Annotated in this window: 21 protein-coding genes; 13 read left to right on the forward strand and 8 right to left on the reverse strand. The window is 70.8% G+C overall.

Going from position 1 to position 26878, the window contains the following annotated elements; genetic code table 11:
* The first annotated feature begins 119 nt into the window (after positions 1-119).
* Both LXT23_RS38330 and LXT23_RS38335 read left to right on the forward strand, forming a co-directional pair.
* Positions 120-803, forward strand: coding sequence for a hypothetical protein (locus tag LXT23_RS38330; RefSeq protein WP_253985397.1), 684 nt, complete (start codon positions 120-122; stop codon positions 801-803).
* Positions 804-908: 105 nt separating this feature from the next.
* The gene (locus tag LXT23_RS38335) at positions 909-2405 is read left to right on the forward strand and encodes an amino acid permease (RefSeq protein ID WP_253985398.1); all 1497 of its coding nucleotides are present in this window, start codon (positions 909-911) and stop codon (positions 2403-2405) included.
* A gap of 16 nt (positions 2406-2421) precedes the next feature.
* Here the strand turns inward: LXT23_RS38335 and LXT23_RS38340 are convergent, their stop codons facing one another.
* Positions 2422-3618, reverse strand: a complete 1197-nt coding sequence (locus tag LXT23_RS38340; protein WP_253985399.1) for a cytochrome P450 — start codon at positions 3616-3618, stop codon at positions 2422-2424.
* Positions 3619-3727: 109 nt separating this feature from the next.
* On the opposite strand from LXT23_RS38340, the gene LXT23_RS38345 reads away from it, so the two are divergent.
* The 4 genes from LXT23_RS38345 to LXT23_RS38360 all read left to right on the forward strand — a co-directional run bounded on the left by LXT23_RS38345 (position 3728) and on the right by LXT23_RS38360 (position 6614).
* Positions 3728-4360 (forward strand): peptidylprolyl isomerase, encoded by a 633-nt coding sequence (locus LXT23_RS38345; protein WP_253985400.1) that lies wholly within the window; start codon positions 3728-3730, stop codon positions 4358-4360.
* 191 nt (positions 4361-4551) lie between these two features.
* On the forward strand, positions 4552-4719 hold the full coding sequence (locus LXT23_RS38350) for a hypothetical protein (protein ID WP_253985401.1): 168 nt from the start codon (positions 4552-4554) through the stop codon (positions 4717-4719).
* A gap of 57 nt (positions 4720-4776) precedes the next feature.
* Positions 4777-5832, forward strand: a complete 1056-nt coding sequence (locus tag LXT23_RS38355; RefSeq protein ID WP_253985402.1) for an MBL fold metallo-hydrolase — start codon at positions 4777-4779, stop codon at positions 5830-5832.
* A 200-nt stretch (positions 5833-6032) separates the two neighbouring features.
* Positions 6033-6614: a HupE/UreJ family protein gene (locus tag LXT23_RS38360; RefSeq protein ID WP_253985403.1), complete on the forward strand. Its 582-nt coding sequence runs from the start codon at positions 6033-6035 to the stop codon at positions 6612-6614.
* Between the two features lie 6 nt (positions 6615-6620).
* Here LXT23_RS38360 and LXT23_RS38365 read toward each other — a convergent pair whose 3' ends face one another.
* Positions 6621-8276, reverse strand: a complete 1656-nt coding sequence (locus tag LXT23_RS38365) for a serine/threonine-protein kinase (RefSeq protein WP_253985404.1) — start codon at positions 8274-8276, stop codon at positions 6621-6623.
* Between the two features lie 79 nt (positions 8277-8355).
* On the opposite strand from LXT23_RS38365, the gene LXT23_RS38370 reads away from it, so the two are divergent.
* Complete coding sequence (locus tag LXT23_RS38370; protein WP_253985405.1) at positions 8356-9309, forward strand: D-2-hydroxyacid dehydrogenase family protein; 954 nt, start codon at positions 8356-8358, stop codon at positions 9307-9309.
* 1 nt (position 9310) lies between these two features.
* Here LXT23_RS38370 and LXT23_RS50490 read toward each other — a convergent pair whose 3' ends face one another.
* Positions 9311-10720: a S41 family peptidase gene (locus tag LXT23_RS50490; RefSeq protein ID WP_253985406.1), complete on the reverse strand. Its 1410-nt coding sequence runs from the start codon at positions 10718-10720 to the stop codon at positions 9311-9313.
* Positions 10721-10847: 127 nt separating this feature from the next.
* Between LXT23_RS50490 and LXT23_RS38380 the strand changes: the two genes are divergently transcribed.
* On the forward strand, positions 10848-11990 hold the full coding sequence (locus tag LXT23_RS38380; protein ID WP_253985407.1) for an RICIN domain-containing protein: 1143 nt from the start codon (positions 10848-10850) through the stop codon (positions 11988-11990).
* 57 nt (positions 11991-12047) lie between these two features.
* Here the strand turns inward: LXT23_RS38380 and LXT23_RS38385 are convergent, their stop codons facing one another.
* Complete coding sequence (locus LXT23_RS38385; protein WP_253985408.1) at positions 12048-13703, reverse strand: M14 family metallopeptidase; 1656 nt, start codon at positions 13701-13703, stop codon at positions 12048-12050.
* 302 nt (positions 13704-14005) lie between these two features.
* Between LXT23_RS38385 and LXT23_RS38390 the strand changes: the two genes are divergently transcribed.
* From LXT23_RS38390 to LXT23_RS38400, 3 genes are all read left to right on the forward strand, one after another.
* Positions 14006-15466 carry a S8 family serine peptidase gene (locus tag LXT23_RS38390; RefSeq protein ID WP_253985409.1) on the forward strand — a complete coding sequence of 487 codons (1461 nt, stop codon included), beginning with the start codon at positions 14006-14008 and terminating at the stop codon, positions 15464-15466.
* A 35-nt stretch (positions 15467-15501) separates the two neighbouring features.
* A complete protein-coding gene (locus LXT23_RS38395) occupies positions 15502-15741 on the forward strand; it encodes a hypothetical protein (protein WP_253985410.1) in 240 nt (79 codons plus the stop codon).
* 138 nt (positions 15742-15879) lie between these two features.
* Positions 15880-17076 (forward strand): alpha/beta hydrolase, encoded by a 1197-nt coding sequence (locus LXT23_RS38400; RefSeq protein WP_253985411.1) that lies wholly within the window; start codon positions 15880-15882, stop codon positions 17074-17076.
* On the opposite strand, the gene amaB is transcribed toward LXT23_RS38400, so the two are convergent.
* The 3 genes from amaB to LXT23_RS38415 all read right to left on the reverse strand — a co-directional run bounded on the left by amaB (position 17028) and on the right by LXT23_RS38415 (position 21711).
* Positions 17028-18560: an L-piperidine-6-carboxylate dehydrogenase gene (amaB, locus tag LXT23_RS38405; protein ID WP_253985412.1), complete on the reverse strand. Its 1533-nt coding sequence runs from the start codon at positions 18558-18560 to the stop codon at positions 17028-17030. The two genes, LXT23_RS38400 and amaB, sit on opposite strands and share 49 nt — an antisense overlap.
* A gap of 94 nt (positions 18561-18654) precedes the next feature.
* Positions 18655-20439 (reverse strand): hydroxysqualene dehydroxylase, encoded by a 1785-nt coding sequence (locus LXT23_RS38410; protein ID WP_253985413.1) that lies wholly within the window; start codon positions 20437-20439, stop codon positions 18655-18657.
* Positions 20440-20979: 540 nt separating this feature from the next.
* Positions 20980-21711, reverse strand: coding sequence for a DUF7873 family protein (locus tag LXT23_RS38415; protein ID WP_253985414.1), 732 nt, complete (start codon positions 21709-21711; stop codon positions 20980-20982).
* 210 nt (positions 21712-21921) lie between these two features.
* Between LXT23_RS38415 and xrtO the strand changes: the two genes are divergently transcribed.
* Both xrtO and LXT23_RS38425 read left to right on the forward strand, forming a co-directional pair.
* Entirely contained in the window at positions 21922-23415 is a 1494-nt protein-coding gene (xrtO, locus tag LXT23_RS38420) for an exosortase O (RefSeq protein ID WP_253985415.1), read from the forward strand.
* Entirely contained in the window at positions 23415-26135 is a 2721-nt protein-coding gene (locus LXT23_RS38425) for a TIGR02921 family PEP-CTERM protein (protein WP_253985617.1), read from the forward strand. The genes xrtO and LXT23_RS38425 overlap by 1 nt, the downstream gene beginning before the upstream one ends.
* 63 nt (positions 26136-26198) lie before the next feature.
* On the opposite strand, the gene LXT23_RS38430 is transcribed toward LXT23_RS38425, so the two are convergent.
* The gene (locus tag LXT23_RS38430) at positions 26199-26813 is read right to left on the reverse strand and encodes a PH domain-containing protein (protein WP_253985416.1); all 615 of its coding nucleotides are present in this window, start codon (positions 26811-26813) and stop codon (positions 26199-26201) included.
* Positions 26814-26878: the final 65 nt, after the last annotated feature.

Here is a 26878-nt window from a genome sequence, read left to right on the forward strand (position 1 = left end):
GTGGGGTCCGAAACATCCCGGCTCCCGGGGTGGAAGCGTGGCTTATCGAATAAACCGGACCCCCTTCCGTCCATCCTTGCGAACAGGACAGCGAGCTTCGAGCTCCCGAGGACACCCCCATGAACCGCATCTCTTCCGCTCTGGTCGCAGCCCTTCTCTTCGCAGGTGGAGCGCAGGCGCAGGAGCGTCGCAACTACACGGAGCGCGCGCAGGACCGCCACGAGGTGCGGCAGGACCGCCGGGAAATCCGGGACGACCGCCGCGACCTGGAGGATCTGAAGAGCGTGCTCTCCCGCTTCGACCACGCCTGGGCGCGCCGGAGCGCGCGGGAGATGGACGCGGTGGAGTCCACGCTGCGCCGGCTGCTCTGGGCGGAGCTGGCGGAGAGCCGCGCCGAGCTGGCCTCGGACATGTCCGAGTCGCGGCGCAGCCAGCGCGAGCTGCGCGCGGAGCAGTGGGAGGCCCGCGACGACGCGGCGTGGGGCCGGCGGCGCGCGGCCTCGAACGACCGGCGCGATGTCCGGGATGACCGGCGCGACCTCCGCGATGACCGCCGCGACGTGAGGGCGGAGGCGGCCTCGCTGCGCACCCGCCAGGCCATCGCCCGGGAGCTGGCGGAGCTGGAGGGGCGCCGCCGGGATGGAGCCCTGCACCGCAAGCGCGACCTCATCGTGGAGCTCATCCAGGTGGGCGAGCGCGAGCTGCGCGAGGGGCACCAGGAGCTGCGCGAGGACCGGCGCGAGCAGCGGGAGGACCGCCGCGAGACGCGTGAGGACCGCCGCGACGGCTGGCGCCGCGGCTAGCGCCGGGCTTCGCGGTCCGGTGCTCCGCCCTGGGGGTGACAGTCGCCCGGGGTTGGCCGCTGACAGGGCTTCCTCCAGGCCGTGGCGCGGTGTTGGATGCCGCGCATGGGCATCTGGTCGAAGAAGAGCATCTCCCAGCTGCAGGTCGAAGAAGGCGGTGGCCATGAGCTGCGCCGCACGCTGACCGGGTTCCACCTGACGCTGCTGGGGGTGGGCGCCATCATCGGCGCGGGCATCTTCGTCGTGACGGGGACGGCGGCGGCGCAGCACGCGGGGCCGGCCATCGTCCTGTCCTTCGTGCTGGCGGGCCTGGGCTGTCTGTTCGCCGGGCTGTGCTACGCGGAGTTCGCCGCGATGATTCCCGTCGCCGGCAGCGCCTACACCTATGGCTACGCGACGCTGGGTGAGCTCATCGCGTGGATCATCGGCTGGGACCTCATCCTGGAGTACCTCTTCGCCTCCTCCACGGTGGCGGTGGGCTGGTCCGGCTACTTCACCTCGTTCCTGCGGGACTACCTCCAGCTGCACCTGCCGCCGGAGCTCATCACCGCGCCCTTCGACGTGCGGCCCGGCTCGCACACGCCGCACCTCACCGGCGCCATCGTCAACCTGCCGGCGGCGCTGCTGGTGGCGCTGCTGACGGGGCTGCTGACCGTCGGCGTCCACGAGTCCGCCCGGGTCAACAACTTCATCGTCTTCCTGAAGGTGGCGGTCGTCCTGCTCGTCATCGGCTTCGGCGCGTTCTACGTGGAGCCCGCCAACTGGACGCCCTTCATCCCGGAGAACACGGGCACGTTCGGTGTGTACGGCTGGAGCGGCATCCTGGCGGGCGCGGGCGTCATCTTCTTCGCCTTCATCGGCTTCGACGCGGTGTCCACCGCGGCGCAGGAGACGCGCAACCCGCAGAAGGACTTGCCGGTGGGCATCCTGGGCTCGCTGGCCGTCTGCACGCTGCTGTACGTCCTCATGTCGGCGGTGATGACGGGCCTGGCGCGGTACGACACCCTCAACGTGCCGGAGCCCGTGTACGTGGCCATCTCCCGCGCGGGGTCGGCGCTCAACTGGCTGCGCCCCATCGTCAGCCTGGGCGCCATCGCCGGCCTGGCGTCGGTGGTGCTGGTGATGCTGATGGGGCAGCCGCGCATCTTCTACGCCATGTCGCGCGACGGGCTGCTGCCGCCCTTCTTCTCGCGCGTACACCAGCGCTTCAAGACGCCCTACGCGTCCACGCTGCTGACGGGCGCGGTGGCCATGGTGGTGGCGGGGCTGTTCCCCATTGCGCTGCTGGGCCAGCTCGTCTCCATCGGCACGCTGTTCGCGTTCGTCGTCGTCTGCGGCGGCATCCTGGTGCTGCGCTACCGCCAGCCGGAGCTGCCCCGGCCCTTCCGCACGCCCTTCGTGCCGGTGGTGCCGCTGCTGGGCATCGGCATCTGCGTGTCCCTCATGGCGGGCCTGGGGATGGAGACGTGGCTGCGCCTCATCGCCTGGCTGGGGCTGGGGCTGCTCATCTACTTCGGCTATGGCCGCAAGCACTCGCGCATCGGCCATGGCGAGCGCACCCCGGCCCCGCCGCCGCCCGCGGACCTGGGCGGACCGCTCTGACGCCGGACCGCCCGCCTCAGGCGGGGTGCAGCACGATGGGCAGCGTGGCGGGCCCGCGCACCACCAGCGTGCGGTGCCACGTCATGGGCTCGGGGCCGCGCTCCAGCCGGCCGCAGCGGTCCAGCAGCGCCTCCAGCGCCAGCCGGCCCTCCATCCGCGCCAGCTGCGCGCCCAGGCAGAAGTGGACGCCATGGCCGAAGGGCAGGTTCTGCGGCGTGGGCCGGTCCAGGTCGAAGCGGTCGCCGTTGGCGTACTGCGCGTCGTCGCGGCAGGCCGAGCCAATCAGCACCAGCACGCGCGAGCCCTGGGGGAGCCGGACGCCGCCCAGCTCCACGTCCTGGGTGGTGACGCGCGGCGCGGCCTGCGCGGGCGGCTCGTAGCGCAAGATCTCCTCCACGAAGCTGGGGATGAGCGAGCGGTCCGCGCGCAGCCGCGTGAGCAGCTCCGGCTGCTCCAGCAGCGTGACGAGCGAGGAGCCCAGCATGTTCACCGCGGACTCGATGCCGCCCACCAGCAGCAGGGCGCAGAAGGCGATGACCTCGTCGCGCGACAGGGCCTCTCCGTCCACGCGGGCGCGCACCAGGTCGCTCACCATGTCCTCGCCGGGCTCGGCGCGGCGGCGCTCCTGCAGGTCACCGAAGTACGCCTTCAGCTCCGCCACGGCATCGCGCGCCAGCTGCTTGCGGTCCTCCTCGTCCGGACGCACGGTGGTGACGCCGCCGGTGATGAGGTCCGCCCACCGCTTGAGCTTCGAGTGCAGCGCGGGCTCCACGCCCAGCATGTCGCCGATGACGCTGGCGGGGATGCGCAGGGCGTAGGGCGGCATGATGTCGAAGGGCTGGCCCAGGGGCAGCGCGGCCACGGCCTCCTCGGCGAAGGCGCGCACGCGGCGCTCGAGGCGCGCCATGGCGGGGGCGCCGAAGGCCCGGGAGACGAGCACCCGCAGCCGCCCGTGCTGGGGCGGGTCCATGGCGAGCATCGACTCGGAGAAGGGGTTGCCGCCCAGCCACGGGGGATTCGTCGCCGCCCCGAAGCCCTTCGAGGAGAAGAGCTGCGGGTTCTTGAGCACGTACATCACGTCCTCGTAGCGGGACACCGCCCACATCCCACCCGGGTCCACCTGGCACACCGGGGCGTTGCGGCGCAGGTCCGCGTACGCCGGGTATGGATTCAGCTTCAGCTCGGGTGACAGCAGGTTGTAGCGGGCGGTCATCGTGCAATCTCGTCGGGATGGGGCTGCTGGAGGGGGATACGGACGAAGGGCGCTTTCCTGGCCGTGCTGGGCTATCACGGCGCTGTCCTCCATACCCCAGGTGCCGCCGATGAAGACCCTCGCTTCCGTCTGCCTCGCCCTGCTGCTCGCCCTTCCTGCCGCCGCGCCCGCCGCCGCGCCGAAGAAGGGTGCCGCGCCACCCCCCTCGAAGACGGTGCGTGTGCTGCTCCAGACGGAGAAGGGGGCCATCGAGCTGGAGCTGGACGAGGCCCGCGCGCCGAAGACGGTGGCCAACTTCCTCAAGTACCTGGACGCGGGGCTCTACGAGGGCGGCGTGTTCCACCGCACGGTGAAGCCGGACAACCAACCGAACAGCGCGGTGAAGATTGAGGTCATCCAGGGGGGCATCAACCCCGCCCGCCAGGCCGAGGACGGCGCGCCCATCGCGCTGGAGCGCACGAACGTCACCGGCCTCAAGCACGTGGACGGCGCGGTATCCATGGCGCGCGACACGCCGGACACCGCCACCTCCGACTTCTTCATCTGCGTGGGGGACCAGCCCGAGCTGGACCATGGTGGCAAGCGCAACCCGGACGGCCAGGGCTTCGGGGCCTTCGGCCGGGTGGTGAAGGGCATGGACGTGGTGCGCGCCATCCAGCAGGCGCCCTCCCGCGAGCAGAAGCTCACGCCGCCGGTGAAGATCCTGAAGGCCACCCGTCAGGCACCGCCCCGGAAGGGCTGACCGCGGCATCAGAGCAGGGAGGCGGGCGCGGCACGCCCGGCCGGCTGCCCCCTGGCGGGCAGGTTGCCGCAGCGTGGGCATGCACATGTTTCGGGTGGCGTTACTCAGGGAAACGGTGTGCCTCTGGACGGGCTGACGGGCGCTCCACGCCAGGCCAGTCTGTCCTCCTTCTGCTCGTGAGGACCGAACGCATGAAGAACAAGAGCTTCCCCGGCAAGAGCGTGTCGACGTGGCGCCCGCCGTGGCCGAAGAGGCAGGGCAACCCGGTGTCGAAGATGACGCTGGTGGCGGGCCGCCGGATTGGTGGCGCGCTCCGGGCGGAGCAGGCTCGCCAGCAGAAGCGCAAGGACAGCCGCTAGACGTTTCTTCACACAGGTGGGGTGGCCAGGCCGGGGAAGAGGCGTTAGACGCCAGGGATGCCTCACTCAGGACTTCGACTCGAGCGGATGCGGGCCTCCCGCCAGTACACGGACGGCCACTTCCGCAACACGGCCCCCGTGGGACCGGGCCTCCAGGGCAACCCGCTGCCCCTGCTGGGCGAGTACTTCTTCGGTGGAACGCAGCGCACGCCGCCGGGGCCGCTGCCCCTGCTGAGCCCGCTGGAGTCGTGGACGCGCCGGCCGGAGAGCGGCTTGCGCGTCACCTGGCTGGGGCACAGCACCCTGCTGCTGGAGCTGGACGGGGCCCGCATCCTGACCGACCCCGTGTGGGGCGCGCGCGCCTCGCCCATGTCCTTCGCCGGGCCCAAGCGCTTCCACCCGGCGCCGGTGCCGCTCGAGGCCCTGCCGAAGCTGGACGCGGTGCTCGTGTCGCACGACCACTACGACCACCTGTGTCGCCCCACCATCACCGCGCTCGCGAAGCTGCGGGTGCCGTTCATCACCGCGCTGGGCGTGGGCACGCACCTGGAGGCGTTCGGCGTGCCCCCGGAGCTCATCACCGAGCTGGACTGGTGGGAGGAGGCCCGCGTGGGCCCGGTGGCCTTCACCGCCGCGCCGTCGCAGCACTTCTCCGGGCGTGGCCTGGGGGACCGGAACGAGACGCTGTGGGCGTCCTGGGTACTGACCACGGACCGGCGCCGCGTCTTCTTCAGCGGCGACACCGGGCTGACGTCGGAGTTCGAGGAGATTGGCCGCAGGCACGGGCCCTTCGACCTGGTGATGCTGGAGGTGGGCGCGTTCCACCCGAGCTGGGGCGGCATCCACCTGGGGCCGGAGAACGCGCTCAAGGCGCACGCGATGCTCGGCGGCGGCACGCTGATGCCGGTGCACTGGGGCACCTTCAACCTGGCCCTCCACGCGTGGGACGAGCCGGCGGAGACGCTGGTGCAGCTGGCCTCGGAGCAGCAGGTGCGCCTCTTCACCCCGCGCCTGGGCGCCGCCGTCGAGCCCGCCCACGTGGAGAAGCCGACGCCCTGGTGGCGTGAGGTGGCCCCGGTGCAGCTGGCGATGCGGCCCGCCACGGGCGGGTAGGGCGCGGCGCGGGCCTCCCGGCTGGAGCACGAGCAGGCGCTTCCAGCGCTCGATGCAGCTGGAGGCGCACCGGGCACACGGGCTCCAGCCCCTCGGCTGATAGCTTCAGGCTATCGAAACCGCCGGAACGATGTCTTTGCCGAGAATGGGCGTCGTCGTCATCTTTGGCTCCATCTGGTGGAAGGAGCTTCTCGATGGTCATGGCGTTGGCGGGACTGGGTTCAGGTGCACTTCACGCGCTCTCCGGGCCGGACCACCTTCTCAGCCTCGCGCCACTGTCGGTGGGCCGGCGTCACGGAGCGTGGCGGGTCGGGCTGCTGTGGGGCATCGGCCACGGGCTGGGAACGCTGGCGGCGTCCGCGGTGCTGATGCTGGTCGTCTCGGCCGTCCACCTGGAGGGCGTCGAGCGGTGGGCCGAGCGCATCGCGGCGCTCGCGTTGATGGGAATGGGCGTGTGGGGCCTGCGCCGCCGTGCGCTCGCGGGGTCTCCGGAGGCAGCGACACGGGGCGTGGTGGTGGTGGGCCTGATTCACGGCCTCACCGGCGCGGCGGCCCTGCTGCTCATCCTCCCGGCCGTCGTCTCCGGCTCCATGGCGGACCGGGTCCTCTTCCTGGGCGGCTTCTCCATTGGCAGCACCCTGGCCATGTCCGCGCTCACGGCGGTGCTCGCCAGCGTCTCCCAGTCGGGCCGGGTGCCCGCCACGGTGAGCACGCATGTGCCCCGGGTGGCCTCTGCCCTGTCGGTCGTGCTGGGGAGCGCCTGGATGGTCGGCAGCCTGTAGCGGCCGTCAGCTGCCTCTGCCCGGCCTGATGTAGGTGGTGGAGTCCCAGCTCGGGGTGCTCTCCGAAGGCAGGGGCGCGGCGTTGGGCGGCAGCGGCGGGCGGACGCCTCCCGTCCGGCGTGCCAGCACGTCCCGGATGGCGTGGGCCAGCGCCGACTGTCCGTAGGGGTAGGGCGCCACCGGTCCCGGGAGCGCGCGCAGCAGGTCCTCCAGGTCGTTGCCCCGCTGGGGGCGGTCCTCCGGACGGACCTGGAGCAGCGACATCACCACCGCGTCCACCTCCGGAGGCACCTCCGGGCGCAGGGCGGAGGGCGGGCGCAGCTCCTGGATGAAGGTGAGGATGGCCGACCGCGACCCCTCCTCGAACCCGTGGAGGACCCGCTGTCCCGTCAGGGCCTCGTGCAGCGTGAGGCCCAGCGCGAACAGGTCCACGCGCCCGTCCAGGGGCCCGGCCATGAGCTGCTCGGGCGCCATGTAGTCCGTCTTCCCGCGGATGTGGCCCAGCCGGGTGACGGAGGCATGCGTGACGGCGCGGGCGATGCCGAAGTCGCTGAGCTGCACGTCGCCAATGCGGGACAGGAGGATGTTGGGAGGGTTGATGTCGCGGTGGATGAGGTTCAGCGGCACGCCGTCTCGCGACGTGCGCCGGTGGACGTAGTCGAGCGCCGCGGCGAGCTCCGCGCCCAGGTAGGTGACGGCGGCCACCGGCAGCGGCCCGGACTCCTTGAGGAGCTGGCGCAGCGACAGCCCGTCCACGTACTCCATGGCCATGAAGTGCGTGTCCTCCAGGCGGCCCACGTCGAGCACCTGGACGATGTTGGGGTGCTGGAGGAGCGAGCCCAGCTCCGCCTCCCGGCGGAACAGCGTGATGAACTGCGGGTCCTCCGCGTAGGCCGGGAGGATGCGCTTCACGGCGACCGTCTTCTCGATGCCGCCCTCGGGGCTGTAGGTGGCGCGGAACACCTCCGCCATGCCTCCGACGCCCAGCCGCTCGTGGAGGAAGTACCGGCCCATCAGCTCCTGCTGGCGGATGGCGCGCAGCGCCTCCTCGGCCATGCCCCGGAACTGCCGCACGATGAGCCGCGCGAGGAAGCCGACCACCAGGAAGTAGAAGGCCCTCAGGAGGATGACCGGGGGCGACAGCATCAGCGGCACCGGGGTGGCCAGGCGCGGGTACGCAACGAAGGCGTACAGCACCAGCAGCTCCAGGGCGGTGATGGTCGCCGCGAAGAGGGGCAGGCGCGGGTCCGCGCGGAGCGCCGACAGCACGATGGCACCCGCGCCGATGATGAGGATGGGGTTGCCCAGCGCCAGCTCGGGGTCGGCGTGGTAGGCGTCCATCAGGAACAGGATGCCGACGAGCGAGCTCTCCAGCCCGACGTTGAGCCACAGGAGCGTGGGCGAGGGCTCCGTCCCGCGCAGGTGGCGGTAGACCCACGTGTAATAGAGGCCGAAACACGCGACCACACCGGCGATGGAGCCCGCATGCCGCCAGCCGATGAGCGGCCCGAAGCAGAGCGTGGTGACCACGCAGCACGCGCAGACCACGCTGATGAACAGGGCAATCGAGGCCTCGCGCGCCGCGGCGCCCTGGCGCAGGTGCTCCTTGAGCAGCTGAGGAGCGATGGGCGTCGTCCGTGATGCGCGCGGTTGGCGTTCCATGGGGGGCCGAGCTCCAGGATACTCCGGCGGTACCCGTCCGACCATGGACGCGGACGGCGCGTGGGAGCCCGTGGAAGCCATGACCCTGAACATCGCCATCCTGGATGACTACCAGCGAGTCGCACGAGACCTCGCCGACTGGAGCCGGCTGCCCGCGGGCAGTGGGTTGCACGTCTTCGAGCGACACCTCGCCGACCTCGAGGCGCGCGTCGCGGCGCTCCAGCCCTTCGACGTCATCGTCCTGATGCGCGAGCGCACGCCGTTTCCGGCCGCGCTGCTGGAGCGGTTGCCCCGGCTGAGGCTGCTCGTCACCACGGGCGGCCGCAACGCGGCCATCGACCTGGAGGCCTGCCGGGCGCGTGGCATCACCGTCTGCGGCACGGGGAACGTGGGCGCGCCCACGGCGGAGCTGGCCTGGGGCCTCATCCTGGCGCTGGTGAAGCGCATCCCGGCGGAGGACCGCGCGCTGCGGGCGGGCACCTGGCAGACGGGCCTGACGGAGGGGCTGGCGGGCAAGCGGCTGGGGCTCGTGGGGCTGGGGAAGCTCGGCGGGCAGATGGCGCGGGTGGGCGCGGCGTTCGGCATGGAGGTGGTGGCCTGGAGCCAGAACCTCACCGACGCGCGGGCGGCGGAGGTCGGAGCGCGCCGGGTGGAGAAGGGGGAGCTGTTCTCCACCTCCGACGTGGTCAGCCTGCACCTCGTGCTGGGGGAGCGCACGCGCGGCGTTGTGGGCGAGCCGGAGCTGCGCGCGATGAAGCCGACGGCCTGGTTCGTCAACACGGCGCGCGCAGGGCTGGTGGACGAGGCGGCGCTGCTGGCCGTGCTCCGCGAGCGGCGCATCGCCGGGGCGGGGCTGGACGTCTTCTCCGTCGAGCCGCTGCCGGCGGACCACCCGCTGCTCACGCTGCCCGGCGTCGTGCTGACGCCGCACCTGGGTTACGTGACGAAGGAGAACTACGCCGTCTTCTACCGCGACGCGCTGGAGGACATCCTGGCCTGGCACGCCGAGGCCCCGGTGCGGCTGCTCGGCTGAGCTACCGGGCGCGCTGCCTCGCCAGCTCCACCAGCGACAGCACGGCCCTCGCGTGGCCGCCGCGAAGGTCCGCCTCGGGGAAGACGTCGAGCGGCAGCTCGGGAGGGATGCCCCGGGCCTCGAACTGCTTGCCCTCGGGGTCGAAGTACAGCTCGTTGGACAGCTCGACTCGCCACCCGTTCGGCAGCGGCTTGACGAGCACGTCGGACAGGGCGCCGCGCGTGGCGGTGCCCACGTGGGTGACGTTGGGCAGCGCGCGCATGGACAGGGTGAAGATCTCCCCGGCGCTCACGGTGATGTCGCTCGTCAGCAGGTAGACGGGCCCCGTGAAGCGCGGCCCGGTGGCCGGCTCCACGTGGAAGGCCTGGGGCGGCACGTCCGCCTGGAAGGGCCGCTTGGCGTAGGCCAGGTGCCGGCCGTCGGTGAAGCGCGAGGCAAGCTCCCGGGCGACGCGGTCATGGCCTCCGCGGTTGTTGCTCACGTCGACGATGACGGCCCGCGCGCCCTGGAACGACGTCAGCGCCTCGTCGAGCGCCACGCCCAGCGCACGCAGCTCTTCGTCGAGCGGCGGCTCGTCGTCGCCGGCGTAGCCGCCCAGGGTCAGCACGTTGAGGTAGCCGACGTCGCCGATGCGCCCGTGGAGGATGCGCTTGTTTGCGACGTGGTGGCCCGTGCCCTTCAGCACTGTCTGGAGGATGCCGTCGCGGTAGGCGCCCAGCCACGCGCGCTGGGCCTCGCGCTCCGTGACGCCGGTCTTCGGCCCCTCGGCCTTCACCCTCTGGAGCGTCGGCTTGTCTCCCTCTCCGTAGCTGAGCGTCTCGCCGTCGACCTCGGCCTCGATTTGCGTGTGCGCGTCCTCCAGCCCCGTCGTCAGCTCCTTGAAGACCTGGAAGAGGGCGCGCGGCTCCGTCGTCTCGGTGACGCGCGGGCGGAGCGCGGCCACGCGTGCCCGCCAGTCCACGCCGCGCTCCTGGAAGAAGGCGTAGCTCTCCTCGAAGGTCGCCGCGAACACCTCGAACAGGCGCGGCGGGGTCCACTCCGTCTTCGCCGCGCAGGACTCGGGCAGGGCCTGGAGGCGCTGGAAGAGGTACAGGGTCTCCCCGGGCCAGCTGGTGACGGTCAGCGTGTCCGGCGTCGAGCCGGGCACGACGTAGGCGAGGTTCTGGAGCGGGCTCGTGTCACCGCCAGGGTCCGGGTAGCAGCCCGCCTTCGTCTCGTGGTGCAGCTTCACTCCGTCCACCGTGACGGAGAGCACCAGCCCGTACCCTCGCGAGCGCCAGATGCCGCGCGCCGCCTCGACGGTGACGCCATCCTGGAGCAGTGGCACTGGCGCTTTCGGCTCGGGGCGTACAGCAGGGACGGTGGCGCAGCCCGTCACGCTGGCGACAAGGAGGAAGATCTGGAGTTTCACGCGGTGAGTCCTCACGGAGGAGCCTATCGTCCTTGCTTTCCCCGAACACTGCTACTGGAGCAACCTCGTGAACGAACCCTGCATCAACAGACACAGCTCTCGCCTCGCTGCCATCGCGCTGATGGGAATGGCTTTGGGCGCAGTCGCGGGCTGTGCAGCGCCGGAAGAGCCGGCGGCTCCCGCGCAGCAGCAGCCGGAGACTGCTCGAAGCGAGCTGAGCTACCTCAACACGCTCAGCTACTCGATCCTGACGGAGTATGAGAAGGCCAGGACCCTGCAAGGCAGCGGGGAGATCTTCTACCCGGTCTGCATCTTCTCCAACTACACCTTTCCCATCTCAACCAGCAAACGCGAGTCGTACCGCGCCCTGATGGAGCTGGTGGTCAACCGCTGGAACGACGCACTCGAGTCGCAGCCGGGCTGGGGCGTCTGGACGATTCACCTGTACCTGGTGGGCTCGAGCACCGCGTGTCCGGACACGGATGGAAACCTGAAGGTCTACAAGGTGATGGGAGACCAGACCCGCGAGCGCGGCTACGCGCAGTTCTGGTCCTTCCTCAACGTGGCGGGCCGGGGCGAGTTCGACAGTGAGATCTACAAGCGCGAGCTGCACGAGTATGGCCACCAGCTCGGCCTGGGTGACACCTACTCGGAAGCGACGTACCAGCTTCCCTTCGATCAGCCTCCCGGCATCATGAACCTGTACTGGGACGTGCCCGACCTGAGCGACGACGACATCGCCTCGGTCCGGCATGTCTGGGCGCGCGTGAGCGGCCGCTCCACCGCGCAGTGCCCCGCGGGCTTCGTCCCTGGCTCGGCGCAGCCGAACACCAACGGCCATATCTTCTGCGTCTACCCGCGCTACGACCTCACCTCGATGTGGCTCGGCACCGGAAAGTGCATCGAGAGCGTCATCGGTGGGCTGGCCATGAGGAGCTGCAGCGCCTCCTTCACCCAGGAGTGGCGGATGACTCCGACGGACTGGCCCGGGTACTTCCGCCTCAAGAACCGGCAGGCTGGCTTCAATCTGTGTGTCGACGTCATCAATGATGGCATCAATGACAGGCTGCAACTGGCGCCTTGCGGCAGCTACGGCGGCCAGCTCTGGCAGCTCGTGCCCACCCCGTGGCCCGAGTTCTTCCGCCTCAAGGCGCAGTGGCCTGGCGACGGTAAGTGCCTCGACATCCTCAATGACGGGGTCAATGACCAGCTGAGGTTGGTGGCCTGCGGCGACTACTCCGGCCAGTACTGGCAGCGGCGGCAGCACTGAGCCGCCTTGCCGCGCGCTCCCGCCGCCAGGATGGGCGGGAGAGCCCGGACCGTCTTGCTACTCGGCCTTCCTGGGCGCGGCGGCGGGCTGCATCACGCGGTGCACGGGGAAGAACTCACCCACGGTGATGTGCTTGTCGAGGAACTGCCAGCGGCAGAAGCCGTCATCCGAGTGCGGCTCGAGCAGGTACACGGCCAGCGTGCCGGCGCGCTGCGCGGTGGGGACGTAGAGCGTCCCTTCCGGGAACTCGCGCGTGGAGCGCTCGGGCGACACCGTCAGCACCGTCTCGAAGCGCGTGGGCTTGGGCTTCTGGCTCTGCGGCACCTCCGCCTCGCCGAGCGGAGGCACGTTGGTGGCCACGTCGGGGCTGAACGTCTCCTCTCGCCGGGCCACGCGGTAGCTGTCCACCGTGAAGCGCTGGGACGTGGGCAGGCGCTCGAAGCGGATGCCATGGCCCTCCAGGCGCGAAGCGAGCTCCGCTGGCGCCAGGTACCCGGCCGGCGTGCTCACCGACTGCGTGGGGACGAAGGTCCGGTAGTGCGGCATGCGGTAGGTGCGCTTGCGCTTCCCCGGGTAGCGCCGCGCGGCGATGCTCGCCTCGTCGTAGGACAGGACCGCGGCGATGTCGCCGGGCATCGCGTGGGCGGGGTACTCGAAGGTGAGCGCGCCCTTGTCGTCACGCGTGGCGACGCCGTAGTTGATGCCCACCAGTTGCTGCACGTCGGGGGACTCGCCGCGCGCGATGATGCGCTCCTCCTCCGCCTCGGTGACGGCGCGGTAGGCCTTGGCGTGCTTCGCGGCATCGCGCAGCAGCTCCAGCAGCCACGCCCGCATCACCGCGCAGCGGCGCGGGAAGTCGATGTAGCTGTACGTCTCCAGGAGCACGTCGATGCGTCCCAGCAGGCCCCGGTAGTGGCTGCCGAAGCGCGGCAGGGCAGGGTAGGTGTGCCAGCCCGAGGTCGGGTTGCCCTCCTCCTTGTAGTTGCCGTACCAGAAACTGTCGAAGCCGTGCTTCTTCACCGCCTTGGCCACGCGCTCCAGCATCGTCCGGTTGTACGCGCGCAGCTGGGCGAAGAGGGGCTCGTTGGAGTGCGAGGTGTCGTACGTCAGGTCGCACGCGTGGATGCTGCCGTCGGTGGTGTGGCAGTCGATGAAGACGTGCGGCCACCACGTCTGGTGCAGCTTCGCGAGCGCGCGCGTCTCGGGCGCCTCCTGCTTCATGTTGTCGCGGTTGAGGTTCCAGCCCTCACCCGTGTAGCGCATGCCCACGCCGCCCTCGGGGTTCACCTGGCCCTCGAGGTCCTGGAGGTTCAGCTTGCGGTTGTTGGGGCTGATGCGGTCGTTGCCGTCCGGGTTGAAGTTGGGGACGAGCACCAGGCACAGCTTGTCGAGCAGCGACTTGCCCAGCTTCGTGAGCGTCAAGTCACGCGCGAGCGCGAGCAGCGCCTCCTTGCCCTCGACCTCGCCGGCGTGGATGTTGGCCTCCACCATCACCACGACCTTCTTCTGCTTGCGGGCCAGCTCGGGAGTGAAGCAGCCCCGGTCGCTCACGATGAGCGCCACCAGGGGCTGGCCCTCGCCGCTCTTCCCGAAGTCCACGCGCCGGGCGAGCTTCGTGCGCCGGCAGAGCTCGTCGACGAAGGCGAGCACGTCGGAGTGGAGCGAGGTCTGCTTGTACTTCGACGCTTCCGCGCGGGTCAGCAACTCGGTCATGGCCGCGCATCCGAGCGCCCCGCACCCACAGCGTCAAGCACATTAGCGCACCGTGCTCGGCCCCGGGCCCGCGGCTGTCTGCCCCACCTCACCGGGCAGGAGCGCTGGCCGCAACGTGACGCTCCCGCCGGGAACGATTCACCAGCGCACGGCCCGGCCCCATCCAGCCCCGGAGTCCCACCTGGGCGCAGTCGCGTCAGGTGTATGGGCTGTCGCGCCGGATGTGCCGGCCGCATCGGCAGCCGATGCGAGCGGTGGGGGAAGTCATGACGATATTCGGGAAGCGGAATGGGGATGGTGGAATGGTGCCGGGCCCTGACGAGACGCAGTACACGGGGCGCTACATCGTTCTTCTTCCGGAGGGAGCGACGGAGCAGGGGACGCGCTCGCTCCAGAAGCTCGCGGGCATCAAGGCGAACGTGATGAGAGGGGACCGTCCCGAGGAGCAGCAGGACGTCACCACGCAGAACGTCATCTTCTCCGACATCAATGCCGCCGTCCTGCAGATGGACCCGGACCAGCTCCGGTCCCTGGGCACGGCGGAGGAGAAGGGGGACCTGCCCTTCCTGGCGGTCGAGCCCGAGCGGGTGGTCCATGCCATCGGCCTCGGCGACCTGGGCTCTGACGGGCTGAACCCGCAGCGGCCCATGCCGAGCTGGTCCGAGACGGTCCTTCCTCCCGGCGCGCTGACCGCCCTGCAGCAGCAGCCCGGCGGCGAGTTCGCGCGGGAGGAGCGGCTCCCCGTGCCGATTCCCTTCGAGGAGGGCATGGGGATGGGGGTGGGCCAGGACGCCACGCTGGCGTACCTCCGGGGCTACCGCGACTCCGTGGTGCAGCTGGTGGACCGGCTGCTGGCCGAAGGGGGCGGCGCCCTCGGGATGCGTGAGCGCATCGCTCCCCAGGCGGAGCGCTGGAACGAGAGCGAGGCGACCTGGGGGCTGCAGGCCACCGGCGTCATCGCCTCGCGGTACACGGGCCGCGGCGTCAAGGTGGCGGTGCTGGACACGGGCTTCGGCCCCCACCGGGACTTCGGCGGCCGGAACATCGTCACCGCGTCCTTCATCCAGGGCCAGACGGTCGACGACGGCAACGGGCACGGCACGCACTGCATCGGCACCGCCTGCGGGTTCCGGCCCGCCGCGCGGGTGCCGCGCTACGGCATTGCCTACGAGTCCGACATCTACGCGGGGAAGGTGCTGAGCAATCAGGGCAGCGGCACGGACGGGAGCATCCTCGCGGGCATCAACTGGGCCGTCGCGCAGGGGGCCCAGGTCATCTCCATGTCGCTGGGAGCGCCGGCCCTGCCCGGGCAGGGCTTCAGCCATGTCTACGAAGGCGTGGCGCGGCGCGCGCTGCTGCGAGGCACGCTCATCATCGCCGCGGCGGGCAACGAGAGCCGGCGGCCCGGCGTCACCCGGCCCGTGGCGCACCCGGCCAACTGCCCGTCCATCGCGGCCGTGGCGGCGATTGACGCCGCGTTCCAGGTCGCCGCGTTCTCGTGCGGGGCCATCAACCCGAACGGGGGCGAGGTGAACATCGCGGCCCCGGGTGTGGACGTCCTCTCGTCGGTGCCGCTGCCGCCGTTCTACCGGAGGCTGGCGGGGACGAGCATGGCCACGCCGCACGTCGCGGGCATCGCCGCGCTGTTCGCGCAGGCGACCAACCGCACGGGCCTGGCGCTGTGGCAGGCCATGGCGCGCTGCGCGCGGCGCCTGCCGCACCCCGCGAGCGACGTGGGGCTGGGGCTCGTCCGGGCGCCGTGAGCCGGGCGCGACTCCTCCAGGAAGGGAGCACGGTCATGCCATCGAAAACCCCGGTCTCCGTCCTGATAGAGGCGTCGCCGCCGGACCGCTTCGAAGACGTGGTGGCCCGGCTGAGGGCGGCCGGCCTCGACGTCGAGCAGGTGCTGGAGGAGGCCGGCGTGGTGCTGGGACAGGCCGCGCCGGACTGCCTCCCCGCGCTCACCGCCGTCCGGGGCGCGACGGTGGAGGTCCAGCGCTCGTTCCAGCTCGGACCTCCGGACTCCGACGTCCAGTGAGGTGACGCGGAGGACTCCTTGACGAAGGGGGCAGGCAGCCTGGCGCCGTCCTGCCCCCGCGTCCGTGCCGCGCCCTCACACTCTTTTCGGGCGCACTCACTCCCCACGTCCTGCGTGAGACGCAGTCGGGAGGTCACCATGTTGAAGCCGTACCGCCGGGAGATTCCGCTCCACACCGTGGAGGGCGTCCCCGACGCCGATGTCAGCACACATGCCTTCGCCACCGGCGACAAGCTGGGGCTGAGCATGTTGCGCTTCCTTCGAGAGCCCGGGGACGACGTGGTCCTCATCGTCCACGGGCTCACCACGTCCTCGGACATGTTCATCATGCCCGAGCACTACAACCTGGTGCGCTACCTGCTGGACCACGGCTTCACCGACGTCTGGACGTTGGACTTCCGGATGAGCAACCGGCATCCCTACAACCTCCAGCGCCACCGCTACGACATGGATGACATCGCCGCCTTCGACTTCCCCGCGGCCCTCCAGAAGCTGCGCGCCGAGGTGGGGCCGGACGCGCGCATCCATGTCATCTGCCACTGTCTGGGGGCAGTGTCCTTCATGATGAGCCTGTTCGGTGGCGCGGTCACCGGCATCAGCAGCGTCATCGCCAACAGCGTCTCGCTCACGCCGCGCGTGCCCCGCTGGTCCAAGGCGAAGCTGACGCTGTCGCCGTTCCTCCTGGAGCAGCTGGCGGGAATGTCCTACCTCAATGCCGCCGGAGCGGAGGAGGGGGGCCTGTCACGCAACAAGCTGCTGGTGGCGCTGGCCGGCCTCGTCCATCGCGAGTGCGATGTGCCCGCCTGCCACATGCTCAGCCTCATGTGGGGCACGGGCTTCCCGGCGCTGTACAGCCACGAGAACCTGCACCCCGTCACCCACGAGCGGGGTGGGGACCTCTACGGGGCCACGGGCTTCCACTACTACCGCCACGTGCGGAAGATGGTGAGCGCGGGTGGCGCGGTGAAGTACGACCCGAAGAAGGCCTCCGTCAGCCACCTGCCGGACGACTACTTCCAGCACGCGAAGAACATCCAGACGCCCGTGCTGTTCTTCACGGGCGCGGACAACCACGTCTTCACCGACTCGAACATCGTCTGCCACCAGCGACTGGAGGCCCTGGTCCCCGGGCGGCACGCGTTGCGCGTGCTCCAGGGCTACGGGCACCAGGACGTCTTCATGGGCAAGGACTGCCACCGCGACGTCTTCCCTCTCTTCGTGTCCTGGCTGGAGAAGCACCAGGGCGCCCGGCCGCGCTCCGTCCGGTACCTTCCGCCCGAGGTCACTCAGAGCTCGAACCGGATGCCCTGGGCCAGCGGCAGCGCGTCCGAGTAGTTGATGGTGTTGGTCTGCCGGCGCATGTACGCCTTCCATGCGTCGGAGCCGGACTCGCGGCCTCCGCCCGTCTCCTTCTCACCGCCGAAGGCGCCGCCAATCTCCGCGCCGGAGGTGCCGATGTTGACGTTGGCGATGCCGCAGTCGGAGCCGGCGGCGGACAGGAACTGCTCGGACACCTTGAGGTCCTGGGTGAACACCGCCGAGGAGAGCCCCTGCGGCACGCCGTTTTGAATGGCGATGGCCTCCTCGAGCGTCCGGTAGGGCAGCACGTAGAGGATGGGCGCGAAGGTCTCCGTCTGCACCACCTCGCTGCCGGGGCTGACGCCGGTGATGAGCGTGGGCAGCACGAAGTGGCCGGGGCCGCCCCGCGCCCTGCCTCCGCTCACCACGCGGCCCCCTGACGCCCGGGCCTTCTCCACCGCCGCCTCGAAGCGTCGCACGGCCGCCGCGTCGATGAGCGGCCCCATCAGCGTGCCCGCCTCCAGCGGGTCTCCGATGCGGGCCTCGACCTGCGCGTACGCGGCGGTGAGCCGGGCCACCACGTCGTCCACGATGGCCTCGTGCACGATGAGCCGGCGCGTGGTGGTGCAGCGCTGGCCGGCGGTGCCCACCGCGCCGAAGACGATGGCGGGAATGGCCAGCTTCAGGTCGGCGGTGCGGTCCACGATGATGGCGTTGTTGCCCCCCAGCTCCAGGAGGCTCCGGCCCATGCGCTGGGCCACGCGCACGCCCACCTGACGGCCCACCGCGGACGAGCCGGTGAAGCTCACCAGCGCGACGCGCTTGTCGTCCACCAGCCGCTGCGCCAGCTCGGTGCCGCTGTCGTTGAAGAGGAAGAACACCTCCGGGAAGCCCCCGGCCTTCAGCGCCTCGTTGCAGATGCGGGTGGCGGCGATGGCCGACAGCGGCGTCTTCGGCGAGGGCTTCCAGATGGAGATGTTCCCGCACACCGCGGCGATGAACGCGTTCCACGCCCACACGGCGACGGGGAAGTTGAAGGCGCTGATGATGCCGACCAGCCCCAGCGGGTGCCACTGCTCGTACATGCGGTGGCCGGGGCGCTCGGAGTGCATGGACAGGCCGTACAGCATGCGCGACTGGCCGACGGCGAAGTCGGCGATGTCCACCATCTCCTGCACCTCGCCGTCGCCCTCGGGCTTGATCTTCCCCATCTCCAGGGAGACCAGCGACCCGAGCGCGTCCTTGTTCCGGCGCAGGGCCTCGCCGCACAGCCGGATGGCCTCGCCGCGCCGGGGCGCGGGCGTCGCGCGCCACGCGGCGAAGGCCTGCGCCGCCCTGTGCACCAGCGTCTCGTAGTCCTCCGCGCTGGCCGAGGACACACGGGCCAGGCGCTGGCCGTTGCTCGGGTTGAAGACCTCGAGGTCGGCGTCCGGGCCCGTCCCGGACCACTCGCCGTTGCCGAGGTAGGTGCCGGGGTTGCGCTCGGACAGGCCGAGCGCTTCGAGGATGGCGTGGGTCATGGCGGTCTCGCGTGGAAGCGGGAGCGGGCGGGTGCTCCCGTGGCGGGACCACGTACCACACGGACGCCGCGCGGGGCAGCGCCGGAGGCTTCGCTCAGTGCACGCCGATGCGCTCCAGCAGCCCGTCGACCATGTGGGTGAGCCGCCCCTGGTCCACCCAGTCGTCGATGCGCGTCAGCCCGGTGAATGCGGCGAAGCGGCGCAGCAGGTCGGCCGCCTGGAAGGCGGAGTCGAGGCCGAGGACCTCGAACACGTGCGGGCGGCCGCGCCGATGGAGGGTGGCGTCCAGGCGCTTCCATGGCTCCAGCCAGGCGGGCTCCTCCAGGGGCCATACCCCGGCACGCGCCGCCGTGGAGCCGACCCGCTCGAGGATGGCATTGACCGCGCGGCGGCCCGCCTCGCAGGCGCCCTCCATGGATGCGAGGTCGGTGTGCGTGCGGACGTAGTCGCCCGCGAGGCACAGGTTGGGAATGGCGCTCGCCGCTTCTGGACGCAGCTCCCAGGAGCGGGGCGGGTGAACCAGCAGCCGCGAGGGGTTGGCGGGCGGCAGGCCGGCGCCATAGTCCAGGTCGGCGTCGAGGTGGAACGAGTGCAGCAGCTCGTCGGTGAGGATCTGCTCTTCCGGCTGGGTGCCGTTGAGCGCCGCCTTGAGCTGGCCCCACACCTCGGTCCTGATTTCCTCGGGCGTGCAGTCCTTGGCGCGCTTGGGCACGAAGGTGCCGGGGGTGTCCCAGTCGGAGATGTCGATGGAGAGCAGCCCGCCCACCTGCCCGTCACCGAACTGGCGCCGGAACAGGCCGAGGTCGTGCCAGAACTGTGGCTGGGAGATGGACGTCAGCGCCCAGGGGGAGTCCGGATAGAAGGTGTGTCCCCGGACGAGGGGCACGTCCTCGTAGAGGAAGAACTGGGCGCCGACCATCCACGACACCAGCTGCTCCACGTCGGCGGCGCGCAGCCGGGCCAGCGCCGGGTCCAGCCCGGCAAGCTCGGGGCTGATGAGGGCCTGGGCCGCGTCGATGGGCACCGCGAGCACGTACTGGTCCGCGCTGCGCGCGTGGCCGTCGTCGAAGCGCACCTGGGAGATGCGCCCGCCCGCGACGTCGAAGCCGGCGCAGCGGACGCCGCCGTGCAGGTGGACGCCCAGGCCGCGCAGATGGGTGACCCAGGGCTCGAGCCACATCTGGCTGGTCGGTCCGCCCATCGTCCGATCGTTGCTCACCCCCGTCGTGGCGTAGTCGAGCAGGAGCTGCACCGAAACGGTCCCAATCGTCCGCGCCGAGCCGTGGTGCGGGTCCATCGCGACCATGGTGCGCGGCACCGCGCGGAGCTGGCGCTGCAACTGCGGCGAGTAGAGGTCGCCATGGAGGTAGTCCCACCAGGAGAGCCGCTCGTACTCACCGAGCCGGCGCTCGTCACACGACGACAGGAACTGGAGGAACCGCAGGCCGAACAGGCTGACGTCGGCCTTGTCGAAGTCGAACTCCTGGAAGAACAGCTCGAGCGCCTCCAGCACGTCGTAGGGCTTGTCGAGGCGCCGGCGGTAGAAGCGGTGCCAGGTCGTCTCGTCTATCAAGGCCACCGCGCTCTCGGTGGTGGGCCTGAGGTGCTGCTCGACATTGCGCGCGGGCTCACCGGGCACCGGCGTCCGGCGCATCTGGTCGATGACGTGGCGGTAGAAGCGAGGGTAGAAGCGGAAGCCGTGCTCGCCCGGCAGGTCCCGGCGGCCTCCGGTGCCGGTGCCCGCCACCGGCTGGGAGCGCGCCTTGCCGCCCCACGTCGCGCGTGACTCGTAGACGTGGACCTCGAAGTCGCGCTCCGCCAGCTCATGGGCGACGGTGAGTCCGGCGACTCCTCCCCCGATGACGATGACGCTGGCCATGCCGCACCTCCGTGGCTTCCCCTAGCGATGGAGACGCGCAGGGACGGAAGCAACGTGCGAGGGGGCTGCCCGTGCTGGGGCACCTGGCGCTTCCCAGGCTGGCCCTACGGGGTCGCGGGCTCTTGAAAAGAAGTGAGCCCGATCAGGTTGTCCTCCTGACCGGGCTCGGGGTGCTGCCATGGATGAGGCCCGCACGTTTGAAGTTCCCGCCTCAGTCTAGACCTCGCGTCCTGCGATTGAACGACCGCCGCGCAAGCGGGATGGAGCGGCGGGCTGGAATTGCACCAGCATCTCGAGGAGGGGGGTGGGAACGGTTGATCGGGCCTGCGACAGCGAATGCTGAGTCTGGAGTGAGAATCTGAAGCTGGGGTGCCTCGCGGTCTCTTGTTGTCGCTTGCCTCTACCAGTTGGGCTACCCCGCCGCACGGTGGGTGGTGGCGGGGGCAGGCTTCGAACCTGCACTGACGGCGACCCGAGAACGCTCAGCGTGAGTCTGCTGCTGAGTTTGAGCTTGTACTCCGAAAGGACTGCGGCCCGAGTCTAGCTGAAGAGGTAGCCGAGGAGAACCTCGCCGGCCTTCAGCTCCTCCGCCTCCACGGCGTTGGCCTCTTCACGGGCGAACTTGACTGCCTGCTGCAGCTTCTCGACGCGCTCCAGCATGTCGTTGACGCGGGTGGCGGGCAGGGCGCCGGAGAACTTCACGGTCTTCCAGTAACCGACCACGATGTCCTCGTAATACACCTCCACCTGGGCGGGGTGCTTCTCGGTGGCCTCGGACTTCACGTGGTTGCGCGGGACCTTCTTCGTCTTCGCCGTCTGCACCGGCTCGGTGGCCCACAGGCCCTGCGCCGGGTCCGGCACCCAGCTCTCCGAGGGGTCCAGCGTGGGGAGCTTCTTCACGAAGGTGTGAAGGTCCACCAGCTGCTTCTCCAGGAAGAGCAGGTACGTCGCGGGCACACCCTTGAGCAGGACCTTGCCGTCCACGCGCACGTCCGCCTTGGCGTGGCAGTTGGTGAGGTCCTTGGTGGCGGTGACGTCGAAGAGGCGGGTGAGGATCTCCTTCGTCTTCTTCAGCACGTCGTCGGTGCGCACCTGCACGCGCGTGGACTCGGGGGGAAAGCGCTCACCCTCCTCGTCGCGGGGCTGATAGGTGCGGGAGAGGCCGGCGAGCAGCTGCGGCTTCTGGAGGTCGTGGTGCGCCTGCGTCAGCTCCTGCTGGGAGCGGTTCTTGACGCCCTTCTCGACGGCGATGATCTGGTTCAGCTTGGCCATGATGGGTCTTCTATCGTTTTTCGTTTGATTTGCGTCAGCTGACGTTTCCAACCGCCGCGACCTGACGCGCTGGCGCCCCGGGGAGTGCGGGCTGCATCCCGCCCGGCGCAGCGACCGTCCGCCTCCCGGTCACGACCGCTCGCCCGGACCGCCGGGCGCCTGGCAAGGGGGGGAGGGCAAGAGGGGGCCTGTCATCGTAGCCTCTGTCCCGTGATTCCCGGAGAGCTCACCACGGCCCCTGACGACGTCCGCCCGCGCGCGCATGCGCTGGCGGCGCTCACGGCCAATGGCGCCCTGGTCGTGGGGCTCGCCGCGCTGTTCGCGCCGACGTTCCGCTGGCTCGCGGGCCTGCTCACCCACGAGCTGCGCACGAGCACCCTGCTGTTCCTGTTCGTGGCCCTCGTGCTCGTGTCGCGGGCGCCCCGGGGGCTGCACCGCGGCTTCCTGCGGGCACCCCGCGTGGACCGGCTCCCGGTGGTGCTGCTCGTGGGGGCCAGCGCGCTCCAGGTGCTTGTCCGGAGGTTCCTGGACGTGGACCTCATGTCCACGGCCCTGCTGCTGGTGGCGCTGTACGGGCTCGCCGGGTTCTACCTGCCCGGACACCTCTGGCGGCGCGCCGCGTCCGGGGTGGCGCTGCTCGTCGGGGTGCTGCCCTTCGGCCACCACCTGGAGGCGTACCTGGGGTTCCCGGCCCGGCTCGTGGCCGCGCGCATTGCCTCCGGGCTCCTGGGCTCGCTGGGAGTCGCGAACTCCGGCAGCGAGAGCATCCTCGTCATGGAGAACGGGCTGGCCTCCGTCGACCTGCCCTGCGCGGGCATGAAGAGCCTGTGGGTAGGGGCGCTGCTCACCCTGGCGCTCGTCGCCGTCCAGGGGCGCCGCCTCGGCTGGCGGCTCGCGGCCGTGCTGGCGGCGCAGGCCAGCGCGATGCTCGGGGCCAACGCGGTGCGTGTGACGGCCTTGTCGCTGGTGGCGGTGGCCGCGGGCCGGCCCGACCTGGCCTCGCTCATCCACACGCCCCTGGGCCTCTTCGGGTTCCTCCTGGTCGCGGGCGCCGCCGCCTGGGCCACCGTACGGTGGGTGCCCCAGGCCACCATGCGGCCCGCCATGGACGAGGCGCCCGTGCGCGCGTCGCTCGTGCCGCCGCTCCTGCTGGCCTCGGTGCTGGGACTCCTCACCGCCGTGTCCTCGAGACGGCCGCTCCCGCCCCCCGTGCCCGCGCCGCTGCGCTTCACCCTTCCAGCGGCATTCGCCGCGGTGCCCGCCACCCTCAGTGCGGCGGAGATGGACCTCTTCGGCCGCCATGGCGCGGCCGGCGCGCGGAAGGTCTTCTTCACCTGGGCGGGCCGCCGCGGCTCGCTCCTGCTGGTGCCCGCGACCTCCTGGCGCGCGCACCACCCGGCGGCGCAGTGCCTGGCGGCGAGCGGCGTCACGCTCCACGCCATCGACACGCGGAAGCTCGGCGAGGGCTTTGCCGTGCAGCACATGGAGCTGGGGCCCGTGCCTGGCGCGGCGGTGACGTGGTTCCAGCAGGGGGAGCGGACGGTGGCGACGCTCGCCGAGAGAATCCTGGCAGGACCCTTCGGCGATGACGCGCCGTGGGTGATGGCGACCGTGGTGCTCGAGGGAGCATCGGGGGCGCCGCTGGTGGACGCAGCAACCGAAGTCCGGGCCGCCGTGGGGCGCGCCTTCGAGGGGGTGCCGTGATGCAGCGGTGGGTGAAGTTTTTTGGGCATGGGCTGTTCTGGTCCTGGAACCTGCTCTTCGTGCTGGTCCTCCTGGCCGGGTTCCTGCCCCTGGTGGGCCCATGGGTGGTGGAGGGCTTCGTCGAGGACCAGCTCCCGTGGGACTTCGTCGCCTTCTCGGTGCTGCTGCTGGCCGTCCCACCCGCGACGCTGGTGCTGGCCTTCGGCTTCTTCCGCCAGAACCCGCGCGCCCTGCTGGGCCTGCTCTTCGCCGTCGAGGGCCCGCTCTTCCTCCTCTGCCTGCTGCGCCTGTTCGCCATCCACGAGCTCAACCCCGGCGCGGCGGTGGTGATGTGGGGCGTCACGTTCGGCGCGGCCGTGTATGTGGCCGAGGCGTTCGCGGCGCCGGTCCTGGGCAGCCACCGCTGGCGTTGGAGCCTGGCGCTGGGCGCCGCGTCCTTCTCCGCCTTCTTCGCGGCCTACCTGGCGCTCCTCGCGGCCTTCTACGTGCTGCCCGTCGCCTTCCTGCTCATCAAGGAGTTGCTGAGCTTCGAGTGGGCCAGCCCGCTGCTGAGGGCCATTGTCGAGACGAAGGGGGTGGCGCTGGTCTTGGGCACGCTCGGGCTGCTGCTCTTCCTGTACTCCGCCACGCTGTTCGTCCTCACTCCGGCGCTGCTGCCCTGGCTCCACCTGGGCGCGGTGCGCCGGCTCTGGCGGCAGGCGCAGGCGGCGCTGTCCCGGCGCGCCGCGGGGGCAGTCACCCTCGGCGGCGCGGCGCTCGCGGCCCTCGTCTTCTTCGTCGCCAGCCAGCAGCCGCAGCGGCAGGTGCTCTCGCGCCTGGAGGCGCCGCCCCCGACGCGCGAGGCGATGCAGGCCCTCATCGAGGACTCCTCCGAGCTGCGTGAAGGCCTCGTGCGCGCCTACCTCGGCTCGTACCAGTACGCGCTCAACTCGTCCGACGAGCACGTCGCGGAGATGTACCGGGACCGGGACGGCTTTGCCATGGAGCTCGAGACGGCCCGAGTCATCCAGGGCTGGTTCCGCGAGGTGGCCTCGCCCTTCGTGTACAAGGGCGACTTCCAGGAGGACCACCCCCGCGCGGCGACGCACTACGAGCAGCTCTTCGACCAGCCCATCCAGAAGGCCGAGCGCGCTCGCATCCGCCATGCCCTCACCTCCAACCTGAGACGGGACGAGGTGAGCGCGGGCCTGCTCAACATCAACGAGGAGCGGGCGGAGGTGGTCCAGCAGTCCCTCCAGGTGACGGAGCACGGCGACCTGGCCGAGCTGGAGCTGCACGAGGTGTACGAGAACCTCACGACGGACCTCCAGGAGATCTACTTCGCCTTCTCGCTCCCCCCGCAGGCGGCGCTCACGGGGCTGTGGCTGGGCACGTCGGAGGACCGCGAGCAGCGGGACGTGTACCGGGTGGCCCCCCGGGGCGCGGCCCAGCGCGCCTACCAGGCGGAGGTGGCGCGCCGCATCGACCCCGCGCTGCTGGAGCAGGTGGGCCCCCGGCAGTTCCGGCTCCGCGTGTTCCCCATTCCCGCCCGCCCGGCGAAGTCGAGCGGCGAGCCCACGCCCCAGCTCCACCTGTGGATGACGTGGACCACGCTCGCCGACGGCGACCAGTGGCCCGCCCCGGAGCTGCTCGAGCGCCGGAACGTGCGCTGGAGCTCGAAGCTGGTGCGGCGCGTGAATGGCCGGGGCGTGCGCGGCGACACCTGGATTCCCTCCCTCCCGCGTGAGAGCACCGCCGCGCCCGCCGTGCACCTCGCCGCGCTGACGGATGGCACCGTCGTCGAGGCGCGGCCCCGGACGCCCCGGCAGGGCAACGCCGTGGAGGGGAAGACGGTGGCGGTGATTGTCGACCAGAGCCGGAGCATGGCGCGGGTGCGGGAGGCCTTCGACGCGACGCTGAAGGAGCTGCGCGCGCTGGAGGAGCGGGGGGCGAAGGTGCGCGTGTTCCTCGCCAGGCCGGCGAACCGCCCGGACGCGGCGCGCGAGGTGCCGCTCGCGGCGGTGGCGGACGAGGTGCTCTTCTACGGGCGGCAGACGGTGCAGCAGATGCTCCACCAGTGGGCGGCGCGGAAGGACGCCTGGCCTGCGGACCTGGTGCTGCTGCTCACCGACGACGACGCCGAGGCCCGCGACAGCGGGGACCCCGCTCCCCCGCGCCCGACGGCTCCGTTCTGGCTGGTGCACCTGGGGGGCCTGCCGCGCGAGTACGACGACGCCACGCTCGACCTGCTCCAGCTCGCCGGCAACGGCGCCACGCGCACGGTGGAGGACGCGGTGGCCCGCTGGTCCCAGCCGGTGGACATCCTCGCGGTGGGAGGCGCCTACGAGTGGCGCCGCGTCACCACGGCGGATGGCCGCACCCCCGAGCCCGCCTTCGCACCGCTCGCCGCGCGCGCGCTCATCACCGCGCGCCCCCGGGGCGAGGCGCTGAGCGTGGAAGAGCTGGATCAGCTCCATTCCCTGGCGCGCGCACACTCCGTCGTCACGCCGTGGTCGTCGATGATCGTCCTGCTGCGGGACCGCATGGCGGTGCTGGAAGAAGAGGAGCGCTCGGAGGAGCGCTTCCGCCGGAACCACGAGTCCGGGAGCGAGCTGCTCAACCAGCCCTCGGGCGTCATCGCCACCACAGGCGTGCCCGAGCCGGAGGAGTGGGCGCTCATCCTCGCGGGGCTCGCCTTCCTCGCCTTCATGCTGCGGCGGCGCGAGCCGGTCCTCCGGTAGGGCTGGAAGCCCCAGGGGCCGGAAGGCCGCTGTCTCCAGCGGCGTCCGGCCCGGGGCAGGGACTCAGCCCTTGATGTAGCGCTCGAACACGGAGCCGAAGTCCTTCACCCAGTACTTCTGCTGGGCGCCGGAGAGCCAGGCGAAGGCGGCCTGGTTGAGCTCCTTGAAGGACTCCACGATGGGCGTGGAGCCCGCCTGGCCGCGGCCCAGGGTGGAGGACGCGACGTCCAGGCTGGCCTTGGCGTGGCCGAGCGCAATCTCGTTCTCCACCATCATCTCGGAGATGCGGAACAGCGCCTTGTAGAGGTCCTTCACCTGCTCCAGCTGCTTCTTGTGCACGTCGATGGAGAAGTCCCGCGAGCCGAGGCGGAACTTGACCTCCACGTCCATGTCGATGTTGCCGGCGGTCTCCAGCATCACGTTCGACACGGGGTTGGAGCTGTAGCTGTAGCGGCGCAGCATGCGCTTCTTGCTGGCGGCGCTGGTGCCGTCCAGGTGGATGAGCGCCTTGTTGGTGAAGCAGTACTCGTCGGACTTGGACTTGATGAGGAAGTAGATCTTCTCCTGGTCCTCGTGCATCACATAGTCGTCGGCATCCACCTTGTCATAGTCGGCGGGGGCGATGACCGTTCCGATGTCACTGAGGCCAAGGGCATCCGCGGCAAGTTTTCCGAACATGTGAAGACTCCCTGGTTGGGTGCTGCGTGTTGATAGGCTCGTAGCCGAGGCCGCGCAGCATATAC

It is taken from the genome of Pyxidicoccus xibeiensis (assembly GCF_024198175.1).
In the GTDB taxonomy this organism is placed as follows: domain Bacteria; phylum Myxococcota; class Myxococcia; order Myxococcales; family Myxococcaceae; genus Myxococcus; species Myxococcus xibeiensis.

Coding starts and splice junctions, on each gene's coding strand:
- LXT23_RS38330 (WP_253985397.1), top strand. CDS start 120: ATGAACCGCATCTCTTCCGCTCTGGTCGCAGCCCTTCTCTTCGCAGGT.
- LXT23_RS38335 (WP_253985398.1), top strand. CDS start 909: ATGGGCATCTGGTCGAAGAAGAGCATCTCCCAGCTGCAGGTCGAAGAA.
- LXT23_RS38340 (WP_253985399.1), bottom strand. CDS start 3,618: ATGACCGCCCGCTACAACCTGCTGTCACCCGAGCTGAAGCTGAATCCA.
- LXT23_RS38345 (WP_253985400.1), top strand. CDS start 3,728: ATGAAGACCCTCGCTTCCGTCTGCCTCGCCCTGCTGCTCGCCCTTCCT.
- LXT23_RS38350 (WP_253985401.1), top strand. CDS start 4,552: ATGAAGAACAAGAGCTTCCCCGGCAAGAGCGTGTCGACGTGGCGCCCG.
- LXT23_RS38355 (WP_253985402.1), top strand. CDS start 4,777: ATGCCTCACTCAGGACTTCGACTCGAGCGGATGCGGGCCTCCCGCCAG.
- LXT23_RS38360 (WP_253985403.1), top strand. CDS start 6,033: ATGGCGTTGGCGGGACTGGGTTCAGGTGCACTTCACGCGCTCTCCGGG.
- LXT23_RS38365 (WP_253985404.1), bottom strand. CDS start 8,276: ATGGAACGCCAACCGCGCGCATCACGGACGACGCCCATCGCTCCTCAG.
- LXT23_RS38370 (WP_253985405.1), top strand. CDS start 8,356: ATGACCCTGAACATCGCCATCCTGGATGACTACCAGCGAGTCGCACGA.
- LXT23_RS38380 (WP_253985407.1), top strand. CDS start 10,848: ATGGCTTTGGGCGCAGTCGCGGGCTGTGCAGCGCCGGAAGAGCCGGCG.
- LXT23_RS38385 (WP_253985408.1), bottom strand. CDS start 13,703: ATGACCGAGTTGCTGACCCGCGCGGAAGCGTCGAAGTACAAGCAGACC.
- LXT23_RS38390 (WP_253985409.1), top strand. CDS start 14,006: ATGGTGCCGGGCCCTGACGAGACGCAGTACACGGGGCGCTACATCGTT.
- LXT23_RS38395 (WP_253985410.1), top strand. CDS start 15,502: ATGCCATCGAAAACCCCGGTCTCCGTCCTGATAGAGGCGTCGCCGCCG.
- LXT23_RS38400 (WP_253985411.1), top strand. CDS start 15,880: ATGTTGAAGCCGTACCGCCGGGAGATTCCGCTCCACACCGTGGAGGGC.
- amaB (WP_253985412.1), bottom strand. CDS start 18,560: ATGACCCACGCCATCCTCGAAGCGCTCGGCCTGTCCGAGCGCAACCCC.
- LXT23_RS38410 (WP_253985413.1), bottom strand. CDS start 20,439: ATGGCCAGCGTCATCGTCATCGGGGGAGGAGTCGCCGGACTCACCGTC.
- LXT23_RS38415 (WP_253985414.1), bottom strand. CDS start 21,711: ATGGCCAAGCTGAACCAGATCATCGCCGTCGAGAAGGGCGTCAAGAAC.
- LXT23_RS38425 (WP_253985617.1), top strand. CDS start 23,415: ATGCAGCGGTGGGTGAAGTTTTTTGGGCATGGGCTGTTCTGGTCCTGG.
- LXT23_RS38430 (WP_253985416.1), bottom strand. CDS start 26,813: ATGTTCGGAAAACTTGCCGCGGATGCCCTTGGCCTCAGTGACATCGGA.